19 protein-coding genes are annotated in these 21862 nt (G+C 58.2%); 9 read left to right on the plus strand and 10 right to left on the minus strand.

Features of this window, described 5'->3' with window-relative positions; all coding sequences use genetic code 11:
* From HHL09_RS04895 to HHL09_RS04905, 3 genes are read right to left on the minus strand one after another with little or no spacing between them, the layout of a single operon-like run.
* On the minus strand, positions 1–1119 hold the full coding sequence (locus HHL09_RS04895) for a Gfo/Idh/MocA family protein (protein ID WP_169453356.1): 1119 nt from the start codon (positions 1117–1119) through the stop codon (positions 1–3).
* On the minus strand, positions 1116–2249 hold the full coding sequence (locus HHL09_RS04900) for a glycoside hydrolase family 130 protein (RefSeq protein WP_169453357.1): 1134 nt from the start codon (positions 2247–2249) through the stop codon (positions 1116–1118). Before HHL09_RS04900 ends, HHL09_RS04895 begins: the two co-directional genes overlap by 4 nt.
* A 3-nt stretch (positions 2250–2252) precedes the next feature.
* A complete protein-coding gene (locus tag HHL09_RS04905) occupies positions 2253–2999 on the minus strand; it encodes an SDR family oxidoreductase (RefSeq protein ID WP_169453358.1) in 747 nt (248 codons plus the stop codon).
* A gap of 176 nt (positions 3000–3175) precedes the next feature.
* On the opposite strand from HHL09_RS04905, the gene HHL09_RS04910 reads away from it, so the two are divergent.
* Together HHL09_RS04910 and HHL09_RS04915 are read left to right on the plus strand one after the other, a co-directional pair.
* Positions 3176–3490 (plus strand): hypothetical protein, encoded by a 315-nt coding sequence (locus HHL09_RS04910; protein ID WP_169453359.1) that lies wholly within the window; start codon positions 3176–3178, stop codon positions 3488–3490.
* A gap of 98 nt (positions 3491–3588) precedes the next feature.
* The gene (locus HHL09_RS04915) at positions 3589–3954 is read left to right on the plus strand and encodes a hypothetical protein (RefSeq protein WP_169453360.1); all 366 of its coding nucleotides are present in this window, start codon (positions 3589–3591) and stop codon (positions 3952–3954) included.
* 10 nt (positions 3955–3964) lie between these two features.
* Here HHL09_RS04915 and HHL09_RS04920 read toward each other — a convergent pair whose 3' ends face one another.
* The 4 genes from HHL09_RS04920 to HHL09_RS04935 are packed head-to-tail and all read right to left on the minus strand — an operon-like array spanning position 3965 to position 6236.
* Positions 3965–4507 carry a cysteine hydrolase family protein gene (locus tag HHL09_RS04920; RefSeq protein WP_169453361.1) on the minus strand — a complete coding sequence of 181 codons (543 nt, stop codon included), beginning with the start codon at positions 4505–4507 and terminating at the stop codon, positions 3965–3967.
* 16 nt (positions 4508–4523) lie between these two features.
* A complete protein-coding gene (locus tag HHL09_RS04925) occupies positions 4524–5054 on the minus strand; it encodes a hypothetical protein (RefSeq protein ID WP_169453362.1) in 531 nt (176 codons plus the stop codon).
* A 19-nt stretch (positions 5055–5073) separates the two neighbouring features.
* Entirely contained in the window at positions 5074–5694 is a 621-nt protein-coding gene (locus HHL09_RS04930; RefSeq protein ID WP_169453363.1) for a DUF6766 family protein, read from the minus strand.
* An 8-nt stretch (positions 5695–5702) separates the two neighbouring features.
* Positions 5703–6236: a DUF892 family protein gene (locus HHL09_RS04935; protein ID WP_169453364.1), complete on the minus strand. Its 534-nt coding sequence runs from the start codon at positions 6234–6236 to the stop codon at positions 5703–5705.
* 215 nt (positions 6237–6451) lie between these two features.
* On the opposite strand from HHL09_RS04935, the gene HHL09_RS04940 reads away from it, so the two are divergent.
* Both HHL09_RS04940 and HHL09_RS04945 read left to right on the plus strand, forming a co-directional pair.
* Positions 6452–6958 carry a ferritin-like domain-containing protein gene (locus HHL09_RS04940; RefSeq protein ID WP_169453365.1) on the plus strand — a complete coding sequence of 169 codons (507 nt, stop codon included), beginning with the start codon at positions 6452–6454 and terminating at the stop codon, positions 6956–6958.
* Positions 6959–7025: 67 nt separating this feature from the next.
* Positions 7026–8849, plus strand: a complete 1824-nt coding sequence (locus HHL09_RS04945; protein WP_169453366.1) for an alpha-amylase family glycosyl hydrolase — start codon at positions 7026–7028, stop codon at positions 8847–8849.
* Positions 8850–8937: 88 nt separating this feature from the next.
* Here the strand turns inward: HHL09_RS04945 and HHL09_RS04950 are convergent, their stop codons facing one another.
* The gene (locus HHL09_RS04950; RefSeq protein ID WP_169453367.1) at positions 8938–9354 is read right to left on the minus strand and encodes a hypothetical protein; all 417 of its coding nucleotides are present in this window, start codon (positions 9352–9354) and stop codon (positions 8938–8940) included.
* Positions 9355–9487: 133 nt separating this feature from the next.
* Between HHL09_RS04950 and HHL09_RS04955 the strand changes: the two genes are divergently transcribed.
* Positions 9488–10669, plus strand: a complete 1182-nt coding sequence (locus HHL09_RS04955; protein ID WP_169453368.1) for a PQQ-dependent sugar dehydrogenase — start codon at positions 9488–9490, stop codon at positions 10667–10669.
* A 3-nt stretch (positions 10670–10672) separates the two neighbouring features.
* On the opposite strand, the gene HHL09_RS04960 is transcribed toward HHL09_RS04955, so the two are convergent.
* Together HHL09_RS04960 and HHL09_RS04965 are read right to left on the minus strand one after the other, a co-directional pair.
* Positions 10673–11275, minus strand: coding sequence for a hypothetical protein (locus HHL09_RS04960; RefSeq protein WP_169453369.1), 603 nt, complete (start codon positions 11273–11275; stop codon positions 10673–10675).
* 131 nt (positions 11276–11406) lie between these two features.
* Positions 11407–14895 carry a hypothetical protein gene (locus tag HHL09_RS04965; protein WP_169453370.1) on the minus strand — a complete coding sequence of 1163 codons (3489 nt, stop codon included), beginning with the start codon at positions 14893–14895 and terminating at the stop codon, positions 11407–11409.
* A 563-nt stretch (positions 14896–15458) separates the two neighbouring features.
* Between HHL09_RS04965 and HHL09_RS04970 the strand changes: the two genes are divergently transcribed.
* The 4 genes from HHL09_RS04970 to HHL09_RS04985 all read left to right on the plus strand — a co-directional run bounded on the left by HHL09_RS04970 (position 15459) and on the right by HHL09_RS04985 (position 21797).
* On the plus strand, positions 15459–16583 hold the full coding sequence (locus HHL09_RS04970; RefSeq protein ID WP_484508632.1) for a sensor histidine kinase: 1125 nt from the start codon (positions 15459–15461) through the stop codon (positions 16581–16583).
* Between the two features lie 59 nt (positions 16584–16642).
* Entirely contained in the window at positions 16643–17179 is a 537-nt protein-coding gene (locus HHL09_RS04975) for a sigma-70 family RNA polymerase sigma factor (protein ID WP_169453372.1), read from the plus strand.
* Positions 17169–18578 (plus strand): FecR domain-containing protein, encoded by a 1410-nt coding sequence (locus HHL09_RS04980; RefSeq protein ID WP_169453373.1) that lies wholly within the window; start codon positions 17169–17171, stop codon positions 18576–18578. The genes HHL09_RS04975 and HHL09_RS04980 overlap by 11 nt, the downstream gene beginning before the upstream one ends.
* 195 nt (positions 18579–18773) lie before the next feature.
* The gene (locus tag HHL09_RS04985; RefSeq protein WP_169453374.1) at positions 18774–21797 is read left to right on the plus strand and encodes an autotransporter-associated beta strand repeat-containing protein; all 3024 of its coding nucleotides are present in this window, start codon (positions 18774–18776) and stop codon (positions 21795–21797) included.
* Positions 21798–21862: the final 65 nt, after the last annotated feature.

Consider the following 21862-nt stretch of genomic DNA (forward strand, 5'->3'; position numbering starts at 1 on the left):
CTATCCACTTGCCTCGGCCAGTTCCTGTGCCCTCAAGGCATACGCGAGGGATGAAACGCCATTCGATTCGGTAACTCTCCTCACATGACGTGGATCTCGAATCGCGGCAACCTGATCCTCCATCAGATCACGCAGGATCTTGCCATAGAGCTCCAGCTTCGAACATCCGGCATCGGCCCTGATGCGTCCATGAACCTCCACCGTCCGCACACGGTGACGGCTTCTCGATACCTGCTCGTCATCGGCATAGGTTTGTACCACTTCGACCGAGCTACCGGGGATCAAAGCTCCCGCCTCCTCCAACTCCCTCTGGCTTCCATGCATGTCGATCACCAGATCCGTGGGAACCCATCCATCTAGCGAAACGGTGCCGGTCTCGAACACGAGCAGCCATGTCTGGCGGTCTCGCCGGTGCATCTGGTGGAAGCCATGATAGAAAGTGCCGAGTGTCGATTCCCCGTAGCGGACGCTACACTGCACTTGATCCACGATCTTGCTACCCGGACGTCTCAGCTGTACGGCCGAAACAACCTCTCCCGCACCGAACCACCACTCGAAGAGATCGAAGAAGTGCACGCCGTGTTCGATGAAGATGCCGCCACTGCTTTCCGGATCCCAGAACCAGTGCTCCGCAGGCAAACGCTCATCCTGCGCCGCGTTCACCAGCGTGGCGTGCAAGGGATCCCCCAGAAGCTGGCTTTCTACCAAACGCCGCACCGCGGCGCAGAGCGGGTTGTAGCGCATGATCAGATTTACCGCGAGTACCTTCCCTTGGGCTTCGGCCATCATCACCATCGCCTTGGCATCGGCCTCTTTCAAAGCCAGCGGTTTCTCGCAGAGCACATGCTTCCCCGCCTGGAGCGCCTGCATGGCAAGAGCGGGATGCGTGAACGGCGGCGTGGCAAGGTGAACGATGTCGATATCCGGGTGCTTCAACAAAGTTTCCACCTCCGTGATCGCCTCCACTCCGAATTCCCCCGCAGTGCTGCGAAGCAGTTCTGGGTCCCGGTCCGTTACTGCCACGCAACGGAGATCCGGCATCGTTCGATACTCGCCAAGGCAGAAGCGGCCGAAGCCACCACAACCGATCAGGCCGTAACCAATCCGTTCCCGATTCATGATCCTGCCGGTTCAAAGACGGATTTCGGGATGAAAGTGATGCGGCAGAGGAGATCATCCTCACCCGACGCCACAATGTAATCATGGTCATCCTCGACAATTCCCGTGGTGAAAACCACGCCCTGCAAATAGCTCAGTTCCGACCACGGATCGCTCAGTTCTGGCCGCGGCTCGAGGAGTGGCATCTCATCATCGATCGCCAGCACCTTGGACGGCATCTCGCTATCCAGGAAAGCATGGAAGGTCCGGTAGGTCCCCACGATCGTCCCGGGCTGCACCCCATGATAGAGCATCAGCCACCCGTTCGGGGTAAGCACCGGCGGCGCACCCCCACCGATCCGCAACACCGAAGAAGACCCGCGCCGTGGCCGGATCAAAGGCGTATCCGCCGGCTTCCAGTGAAGTCCGTCCGGAGAACTCGCCAGATTGATCGAAGGCCCCGCCTCATAGGTGCTCCCCGGAGGATAGGCGAAGTAGAGATCACCTAGCGGCCGGGTAAGCGCATGAAATTTCCCGGCCGGCATACCTTCAAAGAAAAGCATGTCCTTGTTCTGGTGATCGAGAATGACTCCCTGCAGCACGTAGTCCAAGCCGTTCTCCGAAGTATAGAGTGTCGTGGAATGGCGCTCCGCGCTTACCGAACAGGTGGTCATGTACCAGCGATCCCCGATCCGGGAGATCCGTGCATCCTCAATCCCATACTCCTGATAGCTCGCCCCAGGAATTATTGCCTTGTCGTAGTGAACCTGGACGACCTTCTCCGCCGCGGCATCCAGCTCAACCGGCAGGAGCCAGGACAAGGAAGTCAGCGCCATTACCCTTGAGGTATGGGCCAGCAACCGGAACTTCCTCGGGTCACTCGCATCGACCGTCGCAAGCTCATAGGCATCCGTCACAAAGCCCTCGTTAGGACACCAGCGGATCGCGTGGATGTGGTCGCCGCGGATCGGCTCACGCAGCGCTTCGGCAATCCGCACCATCATGAGAAGATTGCCATTGGGAAGCCGCGTGAAACCCGGATTGAGAGTACCCAGGACAAACGTCTCCCCTAGGTCCGCGCCGCGCAGCGGGGATCTCTCCAGATCGATGTCTGGAGGCGCCAGAACGATCCGGTCGTGTTCGAAGGTCATGGTTCAAATAAGTTGGAGATGAGGCCGCACCTGCAACTGGATCACATCGCAAAGCGGTGGCTGGATCAAAACATGGAGCACACTACGCGCGATATCCTCGGGCCGCAGCATCTTCATTTCCTCCTGCATCCGCCGCTGCTCCACGGCGGATTCATCCACCATATCCGTGCCAATCGATCCCGGCTCGATCAGGGCCACACGCACCCCGGCCGGATTAGCCTCCTTCCGCAGGGAAGAGGCGAAGCCCCTCACGCCGCATTTTGTCGCGGTATACACCGCAGCTTCGCCATCGAACACCTCGGCGCTCAAAGAGCCGATCATTACGATCTGGCCCCGCTTTCCCGCCATCCGGCGCATCGCTTCCAAGGAACATCCGATCACGGAAAGAAGGTTCACCTTCACCACGCGCCTGCATTCCTCATGACTCATTTCCTCCAGTTTTCCATGGGAAGCCAACCCCGCGCACATGATTGCAATATCCAGGCCACCCAGCCAGGCATCCGCATCCGAGAACAGTTGCTCGATTCCCCCGCTCCCTTCGAGATCCACATTGCAGCCATGGATTTCTCCACCTTCATCGCGAATCGATTGCAGCGCTCGCTGAAGATCCTCGGCGTCCCGCCCGCAGACATAGACGCGGCAGCCCTGCGCCGCCAACAAACGCGCGATCGCATACCCGGCTCCGGTCGTTCCGCCCGCAATGAGCACGCATTTGCCGTGAAGTTCTACCGGCTCAAAGGGGTCGGACATGCACCTCCTATCGCTGGAGCCATGCCGAATCTCGAGCCCCTGCAAAACCAGAGTTATTCAGGGTCAATGTAGGCATAGGACCAAGCGTAATCGTGCATTTCCAAGTCGGTCGTTGCATCATGAACGATCTTCACCACGCCATTTGACCTCGCATGGATCGTGGACACTTTGTAGGCGTGAATGTCATACTTAACTCACGAACGCTCGTAGGTCCCCAGCACACCGCAGCGGAAACCTTCCTCCGCGACCGCTATCCCATGGACTTGGCAAAGATCGATTGGCTGCAAAGCCCATCCGCTCGTTGCGTCTTGGAACTCCAGCAGGCAGCGCATGTTGCAGCCGTCTCGGGAGATCCCAATACGGCCGTAAATCCTTTTCCAGAATCGGAAGCCCTCGTCAGCCTGGAGGAAAGTTTGAGGGCCCACATCGGACTCGACCCCTATGTGGGAGACGACTGCTCCCAATCCGAGGGCCGCAGCTCTCCCCGCTAGTCACAAAACAAATGTTTCGATGAGACCCCAGAGAAATCTAAGGATTTCGACTAGAAGGTGCCAATTGCATAAGTGCATGAAGCGATTAAGGACTTTCAATGAATCAAAGCGTCGGAGAGGAGAAATCCGTCTTGGCCCTACCAAACGGAAAGGCACCCTATGCAACGCTTGATCAAATCCGCCGCGCAATCTCGCTAAGAAGAGAGATCGAATTCCTTCGTCGCGGAGAATACGTCGTCGCAGAGCCCTACGTGCTCGGAAATGCAGTCCGGACCGGTTCGTTTGTTCTCTACTGTTACGTCCTCGGGGACGAAGGCGGATGGAAGCTGCTCCGCTACTGCGAAGTGAGGGATCTCGGGGTTAGTTCCCGCGAATTTTGCGTTCGCGACGACTATGAGGGATACCCCAAAGAGATCCAGGTGCTGGACACCTATATTCCCACGCGCCGCATGGCGCGGGCGTAAGACGAGTCTCCTAGTTCACCCGAATCGACCGCGAAGCAAGCACCCGAGCCCGCAATCGGGTCTTCATATGCTGCAAAGCCGCCCGGGTTCCTGACAGGGTTTCTGATGCCACACAGTCAGAGGGGACGATCAGCGAAAAATCCCTCATATACGCATCATTCGCCGTGTAGAGCACGCAAATGTCCGCGGTAAATCCCGTTAAAATCAAGGTGTCCACGCCTAGGAACTGCAACAGCACATCGAGTGACGTGGAGTAAAAGCCGGAGTGCTTAGGCTTCAGCACAAAGTAATCATCCTTCTCCGGCACGAGTGGGCCTGCTACCGCCCTTCCCGGACATCCCGCACCGATGCAACGCTGGATCTGGGACTGGAAGTCGGACTGCCATCGCCCGAAATTGTCGTTCACATAAATGATTGGAACTCCCGCCGCCTTAAGACGCTTCCGCAGTGCTGCAATTTTCCCTGCCGCGGGTATGGCATGTTTAAGAAGCTTCTCGCGCTCGGGAAACTCCATGTCATTGATCACATCGATCAAGAGCAAGGCCGCCTTCATGCGTTCTCCAGTCTCGTCACAACGTCTCCATCCTCGATTGAATCCTTCCCTTTCGGGCTCCGCGCTCTACGTCGAGAAGCCCGTCGAGCCCCGACTCGATCCGCCGCGCCTCCACTGCATCCCGCTGCGAGATGGCATCGAGCTCCAGATCGGAAAAAACAATCCCTTCCCACTCCGGAATCCATGGAGCAAGTTCACCAAGCATCACCCAGAGCAGGCGCTTGCCTTGGATCCCGATTGCGAGCATCTCCATGGCTTCAAATCGCCCGAGCTCGCCCGGCTTTAATCCCTCCCACATCAACTTCAGGCGCCCTGCCTTACTGCTGAGATTGCCCGCGATTTCCAGAAGAGTGCTGCTGCTGCGCCCCATCTTCTCCAGCAATCCTTTCAAGAGGTCGCGATCCCTCTCGACCTTGATCTCCAACTCCCGAAAGAAATGGCTCTCTTCTGGCTCCTCCGATGTCTCCACTAGACTCCGGATCAGGTCGATTGCACCCGACGCACCGGCCAGGTGATCATTAATGTAGCGCTGTAGTTCGGCATCCATGTCTCATTGCAGGTTTGATTCAAGCTCCGGTCTTCCAGTCCGGATCATCCAAATCCTTGCTCTCCGGAGATCCGTCCTGTCTGAGAAAAATGCTGAGCACGACGATCGACAGAACGGCCAGGAACTCGCTCTGCCAATTTTGGAATGACTGGAACCAAAACTCGGCATCACCGAGAAATTCCACGAGAGTCTCGGCCGCCTCGCCGTGCTCCTTCCTTTCTTCATTCATCTCTGCAAGCCCACCGACCGCATGCATCAGGAAAGCAATCACGAAGAGCGTAAGAAATGCCAATGAGAGTGAGTTCCTATAGAGCCAGCTCCTCCGCTTCCTCGCACGCTTCGCAGTGAGTTCTTGTGCCCTATCGGGATCGTTCGATTCTGCCGACCCTCTCTGGAAGAGCCGGGTAGTGAGAATCACGTAAGCTCCCATCTGGAGGAACTCGCTCTCCCAGTTTTCCGCCGTCGCCTGCCAGAAATGACCGCTGGCAAGGTACCTTGTGAAGGAAGCCACCTCTCCTCCATGAAGCAATGCTTCCTGATTGTGGACATGGAAACCCGCCCATGCTTGTCCGACCCAAAAAAGCAGAAACAACACGAGTAGAAGAATGCTCAATCCGTAGTCGCGAATTGGATGTTTCATCGTCGTTCTCATATTCTCGCGCCGAAGAGCCCCGCTGCTATCCCGGTAAGGGCCCGAATGGATTTCCTTTCCTCCTCAAGTATCGCCGCAAGCTCCTGCTGGTCCCATGAAAGGCCAATACTTCCCGCCAGGTCGGTTGCAAACCCGTAGGCCGCGATTTCATAATACTTGATGCGGTTACAATGAGCGACCAGCAGCAAGTCGCGAACAACCGTATCGCAAGTCTTGGCCAGATGCTCATTGCCACCGTCAATAAGACCTTTCATCGCTTTGCAGATGTCTCCGCAGGGGTTCTTCCCATGACGTTCGAAGATCGAGATCACTGATTCTTTCTGGTGCACAGCCTTCTCCTCGTGACTTACCAGCCAGCGGTGCAGGTTTGTGCTGTCCGCCCTTTCAGCCAGGTCAGGCAAGGTGAGGATGACTTGGGATTCCACACTGCAAATATCCCTCAACTGGTCAAAGAAGAGGTCGATCGGATTACAGATGTTCATTACTTCCTCCATGAAAAGATCCGCATCAAGCGTGCCGGAAACGATCACCCGGAGAACCCATGGAATGCAGGTCGCTTTGCTCCGCCGGAGAAAGTCAGCACATGCAATCTGCATCCGCTGAAGGCATCTTGCTGTGCCTGCGGACCGGCGACGCTGGGGACATGACCGGAAGCCTCTGGCCCTTCCTCCGTGCCTAGACCGGCACACAATTTGCGAGGACGAAGGTCCCGGGGCATCAGCTCCTGAAACGAATCCTCATCACCATGTCCAAACTCACCTCAATCCAAGACTTACTCGTCCAAGAGATTAAAGATCTATACAGTGCGGAGGGCCAGCTTGTGAAAGCCCTTCCGAAGATGGCGAAGGCTGCGACCAACCAGAAACTCAAGCAGGCATTCGAATCGCACTTGAAGCAAACCCAGCAACACGTCGTCCGTCTCGAGGAAATCGCCGAGCTTCTTGAATGCTCACCCCGCGGCAAAGCTTGTAAAGCAATGCAGGGACTTGTGGAGGAAGGCAGCGAGATCCTGAAGGAGGAGGGCGATCCGAACATTATCGATCTCGGCCTTATCACCGCGGCCCAAAAGGTGGAGCACTATGAAATCGCCGGCTACGGTTGCGCCCGAACTTTGGCGAAAGCTCTGGGCCTCGATGAAGTGGGCAGCCTGCTCCAAACCACTCTCGATGAAGAGGGCGAAACGGACAAGATCTTGACCACCGTTGCCGAGGAGATCGTTCCTGCGGCGCAGGACGCCATGGCAAAGCATTGATCGATTCGCCAAATTCGGCGGGCGAGGCAAACTCCGCGTCTCCTCGCCCGCCAAACTTTCCCCTTTTATGGAAGGCCTCAAGCAGGAATTGGATGTCATCGCCGACTCAGATGTAGAATTCCGCTGCGAAACGATTTACTTTCTGGTCCTAGACCGCTTCGCCATCGGCACGCCGGACAAGCAGCGTATCGAACCAGACGACATGTTCGACTCCACTCACCTGGAGTGGAACAAATACTGGGGCGGTGATCTTCAAGGCCTGATAGACCAGCTCGACTATCTCCGCTCCTTTGGCGTTTCCGCCATTTGGACTACTCCCCTTTTCGAGCAGGTCCGCGCGATGACAACGGGGGACTCCGCGCCGCGAGCCCCGATCCATGGCTACTGGACCAGCGATTTCAAGCGGATCAATCCACGCTGGATGAACGACCCCTCCGAAAAGCGGCTCTTTACACGCGATGATACCGTTTTCGACTCGCTGCTCCGGGAGATGCACGCGCACGACATGCGCTTTATACTCGATATTGTCTGTAACCACAGCTCCCCAGAAACGGGGGAGGGCAAGGGAAAGCTCTACGATGACGGAAAGCTGATCGCCGACTTCGATCACGACGAAGACCACTGGTATCACCACTACGGGACCACCACGGACTGGCACGACGAGTGGCAGGTCCAGAACTGTGAGATCGGTGGCTTGGCAACCTTCAATGAGAATAACATCCGCTATCGAAACCACATCAAGGAAGCGGTTAAAATGTGGATCGGAAAAGGCGTGGATGCCCTGCGCATCGACACGGTCAAGCATATGCCCCTCTGGTTCTGGCAGGAGTTCACCTCTGACATCGGTGCGGTGAATCCCAACGTTTTTCGATTCGGCGAGTGGATCAATAGTCATCCGGAGAACCAGAAGTCGGTTGAATTCGCCAACTCAGCCGGAATGAGCATCCTTGATTTCGGCTTCTGCCTCGGCGCTCGTCTCAGTTTCACCACCGAGCAGGGTTTCCCCGCACTGACGGCCATCCTTGATCAGGACGCGAACTATTCCTGTCCCACCGAGTTGGTGACATTTTTCGAGAACCACGACATGCCACGCCTTCAATCAGAAGGCGTATCCGATAGACAGCTGGAACTCGCGCTAGTGCTTCTTCTCACCTCGCGCGGCATTCCCTGCCTGTACTATGGCTGCGAACAATACCTGCATAACGACACCGAGGGCGGGGAGGATCCATACAACCGCCCCATGATGGAATGCTGGGGTGAAACACCGGCTCGCCGCCTGATCGGAATCCTCGCCACTGAACGCCGACATAATCAAGCGATCCAAGTCGGAGGCCAATGGACGAAGTGGGTGGACGAGAATACTTATATTTACCTGCGGCGCTATCGCGAGAGCCGCTGCCTGGTAATCTTGAACAAGGGCGCGGAACGAAAGATTGAAGTTGAAAACCTAGACTTCCCGGACGGAGAGCACACCTGCCTGATCAGCGGGGAGAAGGTGATAATTCGCGGAGACAAGGCGTCCCTCCAGCTAGGCGCCGAGGCGGCACTCGTGATCACCAGACAAGCCCCGCACGTTGAGGGCAAAAGCGTCGTCAGACTCTTGGTAAATGGAGCCCCAACCCAGCCGGGAGACCGTCTGGCGGTCATCGGCGATTGTAGCGAACTGGGCTGCTGGGACCTCCAGCATGCCTGGGACTTGGAATGCGTGAATGGCAATTGCTGGTTTGGCGAATTGGCTTTCAACGAAAGCGCTGGCTCGCTCGTCGGCTACAAGCTTGTGATCTTCCGTGCAACGGAAGGCCGCCCCCCTATTCGCGAGAACCGCACGGTCCGGCGTAGATTGATCTTATCCTCCGGCTATACCAAGTGGCGGGACCAGTGGGAGGAATGAGCGCGAGCCCGATGCCTTCCCTCGACCGCCGTAGCCCGTGCATTTCCTTCATGGCACCCGCATTCTGCATCCCCTGGGCAAGTAATCCTCAGGCAAGGTGATTGCGAAATTTCTGGGGAAATCGTTCATCAGCCATGATCTGCGGGAGTTCCTCCACATGGGTGGAGACGGCTGCAGCGATCAATTTGCGCGCATCTTGATCCCGCCCCTGTTTGCAGGCTTCTGCAGCCAACGCGTGGAAAGCACTAGCCGCTTCTTTCCGGTCTGCTTCATTGCCATGCCGAAGAGCAAGAGCCAGGTCCAGAGCGCGCTGCCATTTGCCCAGAGCCGCAGCGGCCTTGACGGTGGCCCGCTTGGCAGCATTCGCCTGACGCATCTCTTCCGGCAAGCGATCAAGGATCTCCAGCGCTTCCCTATACATTCCGAGCTCAATAAGATCGGCGGCGCTCTGGATGTTTCGGCCGAGGGAGGAAATCGCGGGAGTATCAATCGTCATGCTCTTCATGGAATAGGCACCCTTCCGCCGCGAACAACTGGTCCGCAAGGGACTTTTGCACCCTCCTGAGAATTGAGTCCGCAAAAGTCGACAAAACCACCCGGTCCTCTTTTTGGCATTCCGCGAGCAAAGACCCGGTTCCATGCGCCATTCCATTTCTTTCCTGTTCTTCCCTCTGCTTGCCACCGCCGCCGAGAAACCTACCACTTCCAGTATTACGGGAAATATCTTCCGGCCGGTGCAACTTGAGGCGAGCGAAGCCCGCATCGGCAAGCTAAAGCTTGCCGATGGCTTCAAGCTCTCCGTCTTCGCACGGAATCTCGGGGCACCACGCATGATGGCAAACTCTCCCGCCGGAGGAGTCTACGTCACGCGGCGGGGCGAGAAAGGCGACCTCCTTCTGTTGCAAGACACGAACAAGGACGGTGTGGCCGAAAGCAACCGCTCGATTCTAAAGCTTCCACACATCCACGGTATCGCGGTCAGAGGAGATACGCTTTTTCTCACGACCATCCGGGAAGTCTATACGACAACAATTGGCGATGAGGGAAGCATCGGCGAATTGAAGAAGCTCTACGACGACCTACCCGATGCGGGCCAGCACCCGAACCGGACGATGGCATTCAGCCCAAAGGGCGAACTATTCCTTTCCGTAGGCAGCACGACAAATTCCGCGGCTGAACCCAATCCGGAAAGCGCCACACTTCTCAAAATCGATCCCCGTGGAGGAAAGCGCACCATCTTCGCGAAAGGTCTCCGCAATACGATCGGTTTCGCTTGGCATCCCGAAACCGGAAAGCTCTACGGCATGGACCATGGCATCGACTACCTGGGCGATGAGATTCAGAGAGAGGAGCTCAACGAGCTAAAGGAGGGCATGAACTACGGCTGGCCGTTCGTTTACGAAGAGGGGAAGCCGAACCTCGAAGACGACCCCAAGGAAACCACAGGGATGACTTGGGAGGAATATGCAAAGACCTGCGAACCCAGCATCCTAACAGCCACCGCCCACAGCGCGCCCATGGCCTTGCTCTTTCCTTCCAAAGCGCAATTCCCCGCTGACTTCAGCGGCGACGCACTGGTGACCTTCCACGGGTCATGGAATCGCGCAGAACCGACCGGCTACAGCGTGATGCGCCTGCGATTCAAGGACGGCGAACCCGTCGCATTCGAGAACTTCCTTAGCGGATTCATCGAAGGCGACGGCCAGTTCGGTCGTCCTTGCGGACTACTCGAACGACCGGACGGCTCGATTCTCATCAGCGATGACGGTGCCGGCATGATCTATCGAATCACTCATGCCGGCCCGGATTCCGCGGAGTAAGCCTCAGCGCTCCTTCGCTTCTGCCGCCGCCTCCGCTTCGATGATCTTGCGGTTCTCCGGGATCACCTTGAAGTCAATTTCGCCAGGGCCGCCAGTTGTTGACGGCACAACGATTACCAGTTCGCGAACGTCAACGTTGTGCTCCCATACGGCGGAGTAGAGCACATTCGCCGGCTTGTCCTTCATCGCCGCCTGCACACTCACGTTGCGTGTCGTCCCGCCCGGATCGATGTCGATCGGAGACCAGACAGAAGGCAGCTCTGCGACCTTCGTGTCCACCTTGATCAATGCCACCTTGCCGGTGGCATTGAGAACGCGGATCGAGCCCCACTTGAAGTTGGCCGTGTTGTCCTCGATGACATAAGGCCGCACACCCGTGGGATGCTTCGGATCGGGGATGATCAAGACGAGGGGAGACTTGAGATCGGCCGGCAGCTTGATGTCGACGGAGAGCGGCTTGCCCTGAGGATCCTTCTTGTCGAGAGCAACGATCTGCGGAGGGGTCTCCCCCGTCACGTTGACTGCCTTGGTGCGTTTTAGCGGATGTAGGCCCTTCAACTCTTCCACCTTCTCGCCGTACTTCAGCCCGAGCTTCCGCGTTGCCATGGCATCATCCCAGGCAAGGAAACGGAAAGGGGCGGCAGAAAGCGAACCGTTAAGAAGAAGCAGGGCGAGAACTGCAGTAGCAAACGAGGATCGGCGGTGCAAAGGCATGTCAGTCTTGCTAGGGTTTCGGTCTATGCCCCGGCGCTCTTGGGTTGGGCTTCCGGCCGAGGGATCTGCCGGAACGATACAATCTCAAACCGGCGCCCGAAATTCTGATTCACCGGAGAGAGGTCTGCAATCGCCGAATAGGAAGGATCGTTCGGATCAAGAAAATCCGGCACGCGCTGGACCACAGCCTCGCACCACGCGCGGGCAAGCACCTTGCCGTCCTTGTCCTTGGCCTCACCGTAGCCACGGATGGTGAAGGTATCCGAACGACAGGTGATCACGGGAGCCAGGGACTGCAGCACGTCTGCCTGGGTCAGGTAGCCGGGAATGCCCACTCCGGTATCATTCACGATGTGAGTCCGCGCTTCCGCCGGATAATTCACCGTTTGGAAGGTCGCCTGCTTCGCGCCGGTGTTGAAGCCAGCCTTATCGATGGCGGATTGGATCGCACCGCTGCGCCCGAGGTCCGAGGTCTCGATGCGTCGGTTGATAAACTCTGAAAGCGAGAGGAAAGGACCACGAAGGCGCACTTGATCCACGATGTTTTGCGCCAACTCGCGGATCTGGCCGTCGCTCAAAGTGCGGAAACCGTTCCAGTTCCCATCTGCTCCCTTGGAAGGATTGCGGAAGCGAGGGAAGGCAGTTTCCGAGGATGGGCTTGAGCCCCCGCTATCCAGATCGAACTTTTGGCCCCGCATGCCGGAAAGCAGCGCTGTCCAAGCGTCCACATCGGTGGAGTTCACATTGAAAGCTCCATCGACCATCAGGTGACCGGCGATTTTCACGCAGCCGGAGGGTTCCAGAAGGTCGTCTGCCAATTGCTCAGCCTGTGCGCCTCCAAGGTAGAGGCGCATCCGGGGATTCGCGAGAGGCTTGTTCATCGGATCTTCGACGAAGTTTTCGACGACCGACTTGAGCGAGCGGGATTCACGCGCCACCGGATTGTCCCAAGCCGTGGCGATGTTCGGGCGAGTGCCTGGAGAAAGCTCCGGAGCGGCACCGCTGAAGAAATAGCCATCCCAGAGGGCTTCATTCGTCAGGAAACAGACATCATAGACCGGCACCGAAGACTGGACACCCGAGGGCTGGATACGGGTGGCGGCGCGGTTGCGGCCCAGCCAAGCAGAGGCCCAGCTGTTTGCGAATTGGTTTGCCGGTGCATAGGGTGAAGGCGCGAGGTCCGCATTCTGGAAATTCGCCAGCGAAAGCATCGGCTGGCGCGGCAGGTCGAAGAATGGCAACACCGACTTGCCGGAGGCAGTGTGCGAATTTCCCCAGAAGGAATTGCGTCCATCGCCCGTCGTCTGGACAGCACCGTTAAAGGAGGTCACCGCCCGGAGCGTAGTCTGGTAGTGAGGCGCAGCCTTAAAGTTGCCAGGTGCAAGCAAGTGCGTGATCGAGGGATTGCGAGGGTTCGTGGTGTAGACCAGGTCCGCCACCGCTTGGCCGCCGACATTGTCAATCGCAGTGCGATGAAAGGACTCCAGCACGCCAAAGGGAACCGCTTTTCCCGCCTGCAACTCGGTGAGTGAAATGTTCGGGGAAATCACCTTGTTCGCCGTGGAGACGAAATTGAGCATTTGCACGTCTCCCGTCGCCTGTCCGCCTTGAGCGTTCTCGTCAACGGCGGTCTTGATGCGGGTGGCATCTTCCAAGGTCATGAAGAAGTGGTAGGAACCGGTGCTGCTCTCGCGCACTTCCACCTGTGCAGTCTCCCCGCTTGTCATGACATAGTCGAAACCACCCGGATTCATCGGAACCTGCAGTCCACCCTTGGTGGTAAATTGATTGGCGTCATTCACCGGCCGCATCCGGACCACCTTGGTGTCCAATTTATTGTCCCGAACGAAGGGAACTGGAACATCCGGATTGGCAGGTGCGAACACGCGGACCTCACCGGGCTCGAAACGGATCGGCGTCGTGGTGGCGTTGCCTCCTCCTTCAGTAAGCTGACACAGGAAGTAGGGATTGATCTGACGACCGTGACCCACGGATTGGAATTGCTTGCCCATGATCTGGGACATCGCCGCCTCCTTCACATTCGTTGTCGTTCCCTTGGTGAAGGTCCATTTGACTTGGAACGGGACATCGATCCACGGATAGGCCACGGCACCTTCGATCTCCAAGGCCGTATTATAAGGATTCCACAACGAGATGATCGGGGTCATCACCAATCGCGGCTTGCCGTCAAAGCCCACCGCGGCGCTCAGGAGATAAACCATCCGGTTGAGCACCGGCTTGATCCCCGTAACCGAGCGGATTCCTCGCACCGAACGGGATGGAGAGGGCTTCGTTCCCGCTGCATTCGTCAGCGTGGCCGCGGCGTGGTCGATCGCACGCTCCGCTACGGTCGGAGATGCAGCACTACCATACATCCCGTGGGCAATGCGATAATAGGAGCGCAGGTGATCAAAGGTGGGAACCGCTGCTCCATAGAAGCGCTCCGAAACCGAGGCGACATCGTAGGGGATGATCGCGGTCACGATCGGATTATCCATGCTCGCCAGCGGGCGGAACAGGGGCATCTGGCTCTTGAAGGAGTTCGGCACCGCGAAACCCGCCTTGGCCTTCGATCCGCGGAAAGGATTGGGAACATCATCGAGCTTGGACTGCGCGAACTGGTTATCGCTAAGCTCGAACCCAAGATTCAGGTCCACCTTGAGTCCGCCGTTTACCGTATCCGTCAGCAGGCCTTCGGAGTGGACGGTATAGCTCTTCCCGACGCTCGGAAGCTTCGTCTCGTCACTCATGAGATCGCCGTCCAAGCGGATTTGATTCATGGAGATCACCTTGCCGGACCGCTCGTTCCACTGGCCGTCCGGCTGCTTGAGAGCTTCCGCACCTTCAAGTGAAGGCCGCGGCTGAGCCTGCAGGACCGCATTGTTCGGCAGGTCGGCCAAGGAATCAGGGCCACCCACATTCACCTTTGCCTTGGTGTTTTCCTGAGTCACCGCCCATGCCAGAGACCCGGTCCCGGTATCGATCGGCGGAGCCGCGAGGTTGAATCCGTTTTGATCCAGCGTGAAGAGCTTGATCCAGTTGGCATCGGCTCCCTTCTCCGCCCACTTCCGGTCGGTGATCGCTATTGGATCCGGCGAGGAAACCAGCCAAGTCCGGAAGGACGTATCCTTCTGGGTCGTGTAAACCACACCGGAGATCGTTTTGTCGGGCTGGGAAACGAAATTGTGGGTCCAAGAGGTATACGCTCCGACCAAGTTCGGCTGGGCCGCTTGATCGGAAACAGACGCATCTGCGGTCACCCGGCGGTCATCCCCGGCGTTCTTTTGCAACTGACCGAGGGCCATCAGGACCGCCAGCCGCGCATTTCCGTAGGCCTCAGCTTGGGCATCCTCGGTGCTCGACGACCGCAGCGAAACTGAGCTGAGGGTCAATAGCCCCACCGCCAGAACGGTAAGCAGGACCATCAGGGACAAGCTGATAACGAGGGCGAAGCCGCGCGACTTCGCGTCTAGAATCCTTTTCCAAAAGGAAAAACGACGGTTGGATCTCATGGGTTTGGGTTTTCCAGGTGGGTACCGGCGATGCTTGACGCATCGTCATAAGGGTTACGTCGCGACGGCGGTTTGGGTTTAGTGCTTAATAATGCACTCGGTATTTCGAATGGCAATACAAAGGAAATACCTAGTACTTCTATAATTTCCAAAATCTCCTGTATGACACAAGTTCCCGGAACCCGGGTCTTCACCTCGAAAGCAAGACGGAGAACTGAACCAGAGAGGAGTCCTCCGCAGAATGCCGGAAGGCATCATCGCTAGTGTGCACTGAAGAAACGGTCCAAATACGACGCCTTGGCTTTCAGTGGTCAAAATAGCTACCACACGCAAATTGATCTATCAACCTCGTTTTTATCGACTTAAGGACGACGCCGTCACCGTTTTAGCGAGATCAAGTTTGGGGAGGCCCTTTGGTTTCCGCAGGGTCAGCGAGCCCGGACAAAGGGCTGCCAACGGATAATGTCCGATTTTACCCCCGTATTCGCCAGCGAATCTCTGCAACTGCTTTAGCCGCAGAATTGATACTTTAAAATTAGCCCCTTTGGTGACAGGGAAAAGCCATGGACAGTCCGCTGGCGGGGATCGGGCAACTCTTTGACACTTCAGATTTTCCGGCTCGGTGGAATTGCGGCAATTGGAGCCCGGTCCATGGCTGGTTCCACATCCTTTCGGATCTGGCAATTGCGGGAGCCTATTCAATGATCCCCCTGGCGCTGGCCACTTACTGGTGGGTGAAACGCTCGGAACTCGCCTTCCCCCGCCTCTTCTGGCTCTTCGCCGCCTTTATTTTCAGTTGCGGTAGTACCCACTTGATCGAGGCGGTGATTTTCTACGAGCCGGTTTACCGCTTCTCAGCCTTGATGAAGGTCGTCACCGCTTTGGTGTCTTGGTGCACGGTCTTCACGCTTTTTCGCGTGGCACCAAAGGCCTTGGAACTCCCGGGCCTTCAGCGGGTCAATACAATGCTTCAGGAACAATTGACCGTCACCAAGCATGCCGAAGAGGCCTTGGAGCGGAGCAACCGTGACTTGAGCGCTTTCACCGGGTTGGTAACTCATGACCTGAGAAACCCGCTGAACAGTGCGGTCTTCGTCACCGAGATGGCGAAGGAGTCCATCCAACGAGGCGACAGCGAACAGATTCCCCATCTCCTCGACAAAGCCCTGGCTTCGCTGAGACAGATGGAGGCCTTGGTCCGGGAGCTTCACGCGGAGTCGATGGTCCGAAGCGTCTCAGGCGAAATGGGCGTGGTTCCCCTCAGTGGTGTGATCGAGTCCGCGCGCCTGAATCTCGCTCCCCTGATCGAGCGCTCTGGCGCACGGATCGAAGCGGAAGCGCTTCCCGAAGTCCGGGGGAATCGAACCATGTTGGTTCAGCTCTTCATCAATCTGCTGGAAAACTCGATCAAATACCGGCGCGAAGAGGCGCCAAAAATCCGCATTGAGGCCAGTCAAACTCCGGACAGCACCAAGATCCGGGTAACGGACAATGGAATGGGAATCCCCGGGGACCAACTTGCCTTGATCTTCGAGTCCGGATTCCGTGCTGAAAATTCCGGGGGCATTCCGGGCAGCGGACTTGGCTTGGCTTTTTGCCGGAAGATCATGGAGGCCCATGGCGGTGAAATCTCCGCAACCAGCCCCTCCCAAGGGGGAGCCACGATCGATCTGGTTTTCAAAGCCTAGGAGAAAAAACTTCATCCTGAACTAAACTTTCCAAAGACAGCGGCAGTCTCTGTCGGTCCATGACCCAAGGTGGAGACAATATCGATGAATTCGTGCAGGAATTGACCCGTCATCAGGTCGATCTCTTCTACTTCATCCGCGCCTTGGCCGGGGATGCCCACGCGGCGCATGATATTCGCCAGATCGTCAATATGGTCCTTTGGCGGAAGCGTGAGAAATACCGGCCCGGGAGCAGCTTCAAGGCATGGGCCTTCCAGATCGCCCAGCTTGAGGTGAAGAACCACATGCGGAAACAACGGCGTTCCGTCTTGGTCGCCTTCGATCACAAGCTGGTGGACATGTTCGCCTCGGAGTTCTCGGACTTTTCCGATGAGCTGCCCGAGCGCCGCCACGCCCTCACCAACTGCCTGCGCAAGCTGACTCCAAAGGATGAGGAGCTCCTTCGTCATCGATACTGGACCAGCGGCTCCCTCGAATCGCTGGCATTGAGCACGCAGCGCAGCGTCGGCACCTTGAAGGCCCGCCTGCACCAGTTGCGCGCTTCCCTGCGGAGATGCATCGAACTTCAACTTTACCCCGATAACAATGAAGCCTGACGACGGAACCGAGGACCTGATCCACGCGCTGCTCGACGGGACGATCGGGAAGGACGACTTCGCCCGCTTGGAAAAAGTCCTGCTGGAAGATCCGGAAGCACGTCGGAATTACTTCGCCCTGATGAGCACCGACCAAATGCTCGTCGACAACTACGAGCTGCCGGATCATCTGGCGATGCACTCGCAGCTCGCCGCGGGGATGGAACCTCCGCGCCGGGCGCGTTCGTGGTGGATTTGGGGCGGCACCGCGGCGGCAATCTTCATCGCCTTGCTCACCGCTCTACCGCTGATGCTTCACCGGGAGGCACCGCCGGTTACCGTCTCCGGCTCTGCCGACAGCTATTTCCTGATTGATGGCGTGACGGTAAACGAGGGGAACTGGGGCAAGAAGCAACGCCTCGAAGTCCGAGATGGCGTGGTGGTGGCCCAGCTCGGCCCGGAAATCACCGCCTGTATCGATGGACCAGCCTCGATCTACCTCGATGAAAACGGGCGCGATCTCGATTTGCGGCGCGGGCGCGTTTACTTCCGGGTGGCAACGGGAGCGCCAAAGTTCAAGGTTCTAGCGGCCGGTGCCACGATCCGTCACATCGGTACCGAGTTCGGGGTTCGGGCCTCCGAGGGCGGATCCTGCGAGGTTCACGTGACGGAGGGCATCGTCGAGGTTGACCGCGGCCATCAGAAGGGGAAGTGGACCCTCAAGGCTGGAGATTCCGCGTCGTGGCTGAATCGCGGAAACACGCGCTTGGACCCGGTGACCGTCACCGATTTCCGCAAGGATCTCCCCGGTGAAACGATGGTTTTCGAGGATGATTTCAGTGAATCCCCGGACACCCAACTCAAGGGGAAGAGGCCTGATACCGGCAACCCTTGGGAGGTAAAGTCCGAGAAGCAGCCCACCTTGGTTGGGGGTGGAAAACTGGATACTTCCGGTGGCGCCCGCATCTTGGAAGCACCCTTCCTTCCTGATGGCTCGCCGAATCACCGTCAGGTCGTCCTGATGTCCTTTAGCACACGCCAGCCCTCGTGGATCTGGGACAAGCAGACTCGCCTCGGCGGTATCGAGAAGATCGCGCTGAAAGCGGCAGACGGCACCCTGATCTGCTCCGTGCAAGCCAGGGCGAGTGAAGGCCACCGCTGGCGCCTGCGCGACGAGGGCCGCGGGCTGGAGTCGGATTTAACGGGAGTTTCCGCGCTACAGGAGAACGAGCTTACCGTGCGCTACGATGCACTGGCAGGCAAAATCACGCTCCACGCCGGAACATCCACACAATCCGAACTCATTGCCGAAGTCCCCGCGAGCATGCGCGCCATGCCTGCCTCGCTGGTGATCTGGAACGATGACGGCGGCGACCTCGCTCTGAAGCGCCTATCCGTCAAGATCGTCGACTATCCCTGAGATCTACTTTCCCGGACCCAACCCGAACCTCCCCTTTCCCTTACGATAGCAAGCCGCAGACGCGACCTGATCTACGGTCTTCCTAGTAACTGAGCCGCCCTTTCCGCGGCCCTTCCCATATCGCGGTCATTTCCCGCGAAGGACCTCTCGCACGCTCGAAAAGCGTGTTTCACGCAAGAACTACGTACACGACCCATGACCCAAACCCCGAGATCCTCCCGCAGAAGCACACTGCTTCTCGCCGCACTCTCCTGCTGCTGCAGCGCGGCGTCCGCCACGGAAGCAAACTTCCAGCATTACCGCTTCACTCCGATCAAGCTGCGGAACGACGCTACCGCAAACAGCATCCAGCTCGCGGAGTTTCAGTTCCTGCATCTTGGCGCGGCGGTTTCATTCACCGGCGCGATCACAAGCAATACGGGCGGCAGCACTCCCGCGGCTGAGGCTTCGGCAAACCTGATCGATGGAGTAAACACCACCAAGTGGCTCGATTTCTTCCGCAGTTCCGTAACCTTCAGCTTTTCCGAGCCGACCACGATCGATGGATACCGCTTCACCACCGCCAATGACGCGATCGAACGTGATCCGGTGCGGTGGCTGATCGAAGGCAGCAACGACGAAGTCACCTGGACCTTGCTGGATCACCGGGATTCAGACTTCGCCACTCCTACCGCCCGAGCCACCAGTTCCGGCGACATCCCCCTCCCTGCCACTCCGCAGCCTTACGTGAAAAACTGGACCGGCAGCATCGGGGCCAATTGGGACACCATTAATGCAAACTGGAATAACGGCGCCGACCTTGCATGGAACAACGCGAGCACGGATGTCGCTCGCTTTGGCAGCGGGACACCTTCCTCCATCACGCTTTCCGAGGCAATCTCGGCGCGAGTATTGGAGTTCAATGCTCCGGGCTATCTGATCCAAGGAAATACCCTCACTTTAACCAATGTCACACGCCTTCGCGGCACCGGGAATGCGGAGATCTCCTCGGTGGTGGCAGGCACGGTAGGTGCGATCAAGACCGGCAGCAATGCCATCGCGCTCTCCGGCAACAATACCTTCACCGGACCTTTGCAGGTACGCGGCGGTTCGCTGACACTTAGCGGAACCAATGCCTACGCGGGAACGACCACGGTTACGGGCGGCGGCACGCTCAGTTTCACCGGTGCGTCGACCAAGGCAAACGGCCTGCTGGAAGTAGGTACGGCCCAAGGAAAGGGCGTGCTGGATATCGGCGGCACCAGCACCCTGCTCTTCAATGGCACACCGGTGGTCGGCACTGGAGCCGTCACTCCCGGGTCGGGTGCGATTCGCCAGAGCGGCGGCACGGCCACCTACTCTGTCTCCGGCCAGTATTTCACGCTCGCGAATACCGTTGGCAGCTATGGGACCTATGAGTTGAGCGGCGGCACCATGTCTACCCCTACCGATTCCGGAATCCGGGTGAGCTGGAACGGACCGGCAGTGCTCACCCAGAGTGGTGGTTCGCTCAGCTCTGGTCGGTGGTTTGCCATCGGTGGCACGAACGCGAAGGGAATCGCGACCTTCACCGGCGGCACCGCCACCACGATCGCAAACTACCGCATGATCGCGGGGGACCAGGCCGGTGGCAATGGCACGATCAACATTGGCACGGCAGCGGGTGGAAATGCCGTGGTCTCTACAGTCCGCACCGCAACCGGTGCTAATGACGGCTCCTTGACCTTGGCCAATGCCAACAACTCCACCGGCACCCTGAACCTGAATAGCGGCACTCTGAAACTTCACGGCCGCATCTATCACCCGACGACCGCCACCGGCACCACGGCACTCGTAAACCTGAACGGCGGCACGATCCAAGCCGGCGAGGAGAATGTGGAGCTGGTAAACAGCTCGCTCACCGGGGTGCGAATGTTCCGCGGCGGCGTAACCATCGATACCGATGGGAAGGCCGCAACCTTTGCCGCTCAAATCGACGGACAAAGCGACAACGGCATCTACTTCCCCGGCGATAGCCTGTCGGTTCCGCCCCTCGATGGAGGCAGCGGCTATATCGGGGCACCGATCGTTACCATCAGTACCGACGGTGCGGGCAGCGGCGCGATGGCAGTCGCCAATGTCACCAATGGAGTGGTGACCGGCATTACCCTGACCTGTCCAGGCACCGGCTACCAGGCAGGTGACGTCCTGTTCTGCATCTTCGATGCGGGTGGTTTCGATGAGCCCGCGATGCTGCTCGAGCACACCCTCACCGCCGGCGAACTGGCATCGAATGGCACCGGCGGTCTGACCAAGGTTGGCGCAGGGACCCTGACCCTGACGCAACCCGCCTCCTTTACGGGTCCGCTCAACGTGAATGCGGGAACGCTGGTCGCGAACAGTACCTTGGCTCAGACGGCAACCACAGTGGCCGCAGGCGCGACGTTGGGCGGCAGTTTTGTGACCGCAGGTCCGGTGACGGTGAATGGCACCCTGGCTCCTGGCACCTCGGTGGGCACGGCAAGCGGAAGTGCCTCGCTTACCTTGGCTGCTGGTTCGACCTTCGCGGCACAGATAGCCGATTGGAATGGGGTGGCTGGAACGGGCTACGACACAGCTGACTTCGCCAGCGTGAGCATCACCGCCACGAGCGGCAACAAGCTGACGGTTCACGTTGATGCCACCGGCTTGACCAACTTCAGTGAAACCGCGCGAGATTTCGTCATCGCAAGCGCCGATTCAGCTCCGGCGGGGCTGAGCGCTGGGAACTGGCAAGTGAACGCAAGCGGCTTCGCCGGCACCGGAACTTGGTCACTGGCGGTGGATGGGAACAATCTCGTGCTCTCCTACGAGCCAGGTGCCTCGGGCTACGGCACTTGGATTTCGGGATTTCCCGGTCTTTCCGACAACTCCACAAGTGGCGATCCGGATTGGGATGGGATCTCCAATCTCATGGAATATGCGCTGAACGGCCAACCGGGCACCTCGTCCACGCAAATTCTGCCGACGACGATCAACGGAGGAGGCAATCTTTCCTTCAGCTTCGTGCGCAGGACCGAGTCGAAAGGCGACACGACGCAAGTCTTCCAATACGGACCCAATCTCACGGCATGGACCGATGTAGCGATCCCGGCCAGCTCCAGCGGTAATGTGACGATCACTCCGGATAGCCCCGGCCCCGGGCTTGAAACCGTCGTGGTCACCGTGGCCAACGAAAGCAACAGCATCTTGTTCGCGAGGCTGAAGGTCACCCTGCCTTGATCGGGAAAAGTCCCCGCGCGGGTTCGGGTTTCCGCGCGGGGATGTTTGTGTACCTCCCTCGGCAC

It is taken from the genome of Luteolibacter luteus, from assembly GCF_012913485.1.
In the GTDB taxonomy this organism is placed as follows: domain Bacteria; phylum Verrucomicrobiota; class Verrucomicrobiia; order Verrucomicrobiales; family Akkermansiaceae; genus Haloferula; species Haloferula lutea.

Coding starts and splice junctions, on each gene's coding strand:
- HHL09_RS04960 (WP_169453369.1), bottom strand. CDS start 11,275: ATGGCAACGCGGAAGCTCGGGCTGAAGTACGGCGAGAAGGTGGAAGAG.
- HHL09_RS04965 (WP_169453370.1), bottom strand. CDS start 14,895: ATGAGATCCAACCGTCGTTTTTCCTTTTGGAAAAGGATTCTAGACGCG.
- HHL09_RS04955 (WP_169453368.1), top strand. CDS start 9,488: ATGCGCCATTCCATTTCTTTCCTGTTCTTCCCTCTGCTTGCCACCGCC.
- HHL09_RS04915 (WP_169453360.1), top strand. CDS start 3,589: ATGAATCAAAGCGTCGGAGAGGAGAAATCCGTCTTGGCCCTACCAAAC.
- HHL09_RS04945 (WP_169453366.1), top strand. CDS start 7,026: ATGGAAGGCCTCAAGCAGGAATTGGATGTCATCGCCGACTCAGATGTA.
- HHL09_RS04895 (WP_169453356.1), bottom strand. CDS start 1,119: ATGAATCGGGAACGGATTGGTTACGGCCTGATCGGTTGTGGTGGCTTC.
- HHL09_RS04930 (WP_169453363.1), bottom strand. CDS start 5,694: ATGAAACATCCAATTCGCGACTACGGATTGAGCATTCTTCTACTCGTG.
- HHL09_RS04985 (WP_169453374.1), top strand. CDS start 18,774: ATGACCCAAACCCCGAGATCCTCCCGCAGAAGCACACTGCTTCTCGCC.
- HHL09_RS04920 (WP_169453361.1), bottom strand. CDS start 4,507: ATGAAGGCGGCCTTGCTCTTGATCGATGTGATCAATGACATGGAGTTT.
- HHL09_RS04940 (WP_169453365.1), top strand. CDS start 6,452: ATGTCCAAACTCACCTCAATCCAAGACTTACTCGTCCAAGAGATTAAA.
- HHL09_RS04905 (WP_169453358.1), bottom strand. CDS start 2,999: ATGTCCGACCCCTTTGAGCCGGTAGAACTTCACGGCAAATGCGTGCTC.
- HHL09_RS04925 (WP_169453362.1), bottom strand. CDS start 5,054: ATGGATGCCGAACTACAGCGCTACATTAATGATCACCTGGCCGGTGCG.
- HHL09_RS04950 (WP_169453367.1), bottom strand. CDS start 9,354: ATGAAGAGCATGACGATTGATACTCCCGCGATTTCCTCCCTCGGCCGA.
- HHL09_RS04975 (WP_169453372.1), top strand. CDS start 16,643: ATGACCCAAGGTGGAGACAATATCGATGAATTCGTGCAGGAATTGACC.
- HHL09_RS04980 (WP_169453373.1), top strand. CDS start 17,169: ATGAAGCCTGACGACGGAACCGAGGACCTGATCCACGCGCTGCTCGAC.
- HHL09_RS04900 (WP_169453357.1), bottom strand. CDS start 2,249: ATGACCTTCGAACACGACCGGATCGTTCTGGCGCCTCCAGACATCGAT.
- HHL09_RS04970 (WP_484508632.1), top strand. CDS start 15,459: ATGGACAGTCCGCTGGCGGGGATCGGGCAACTCTTTGACACTTCAGAT.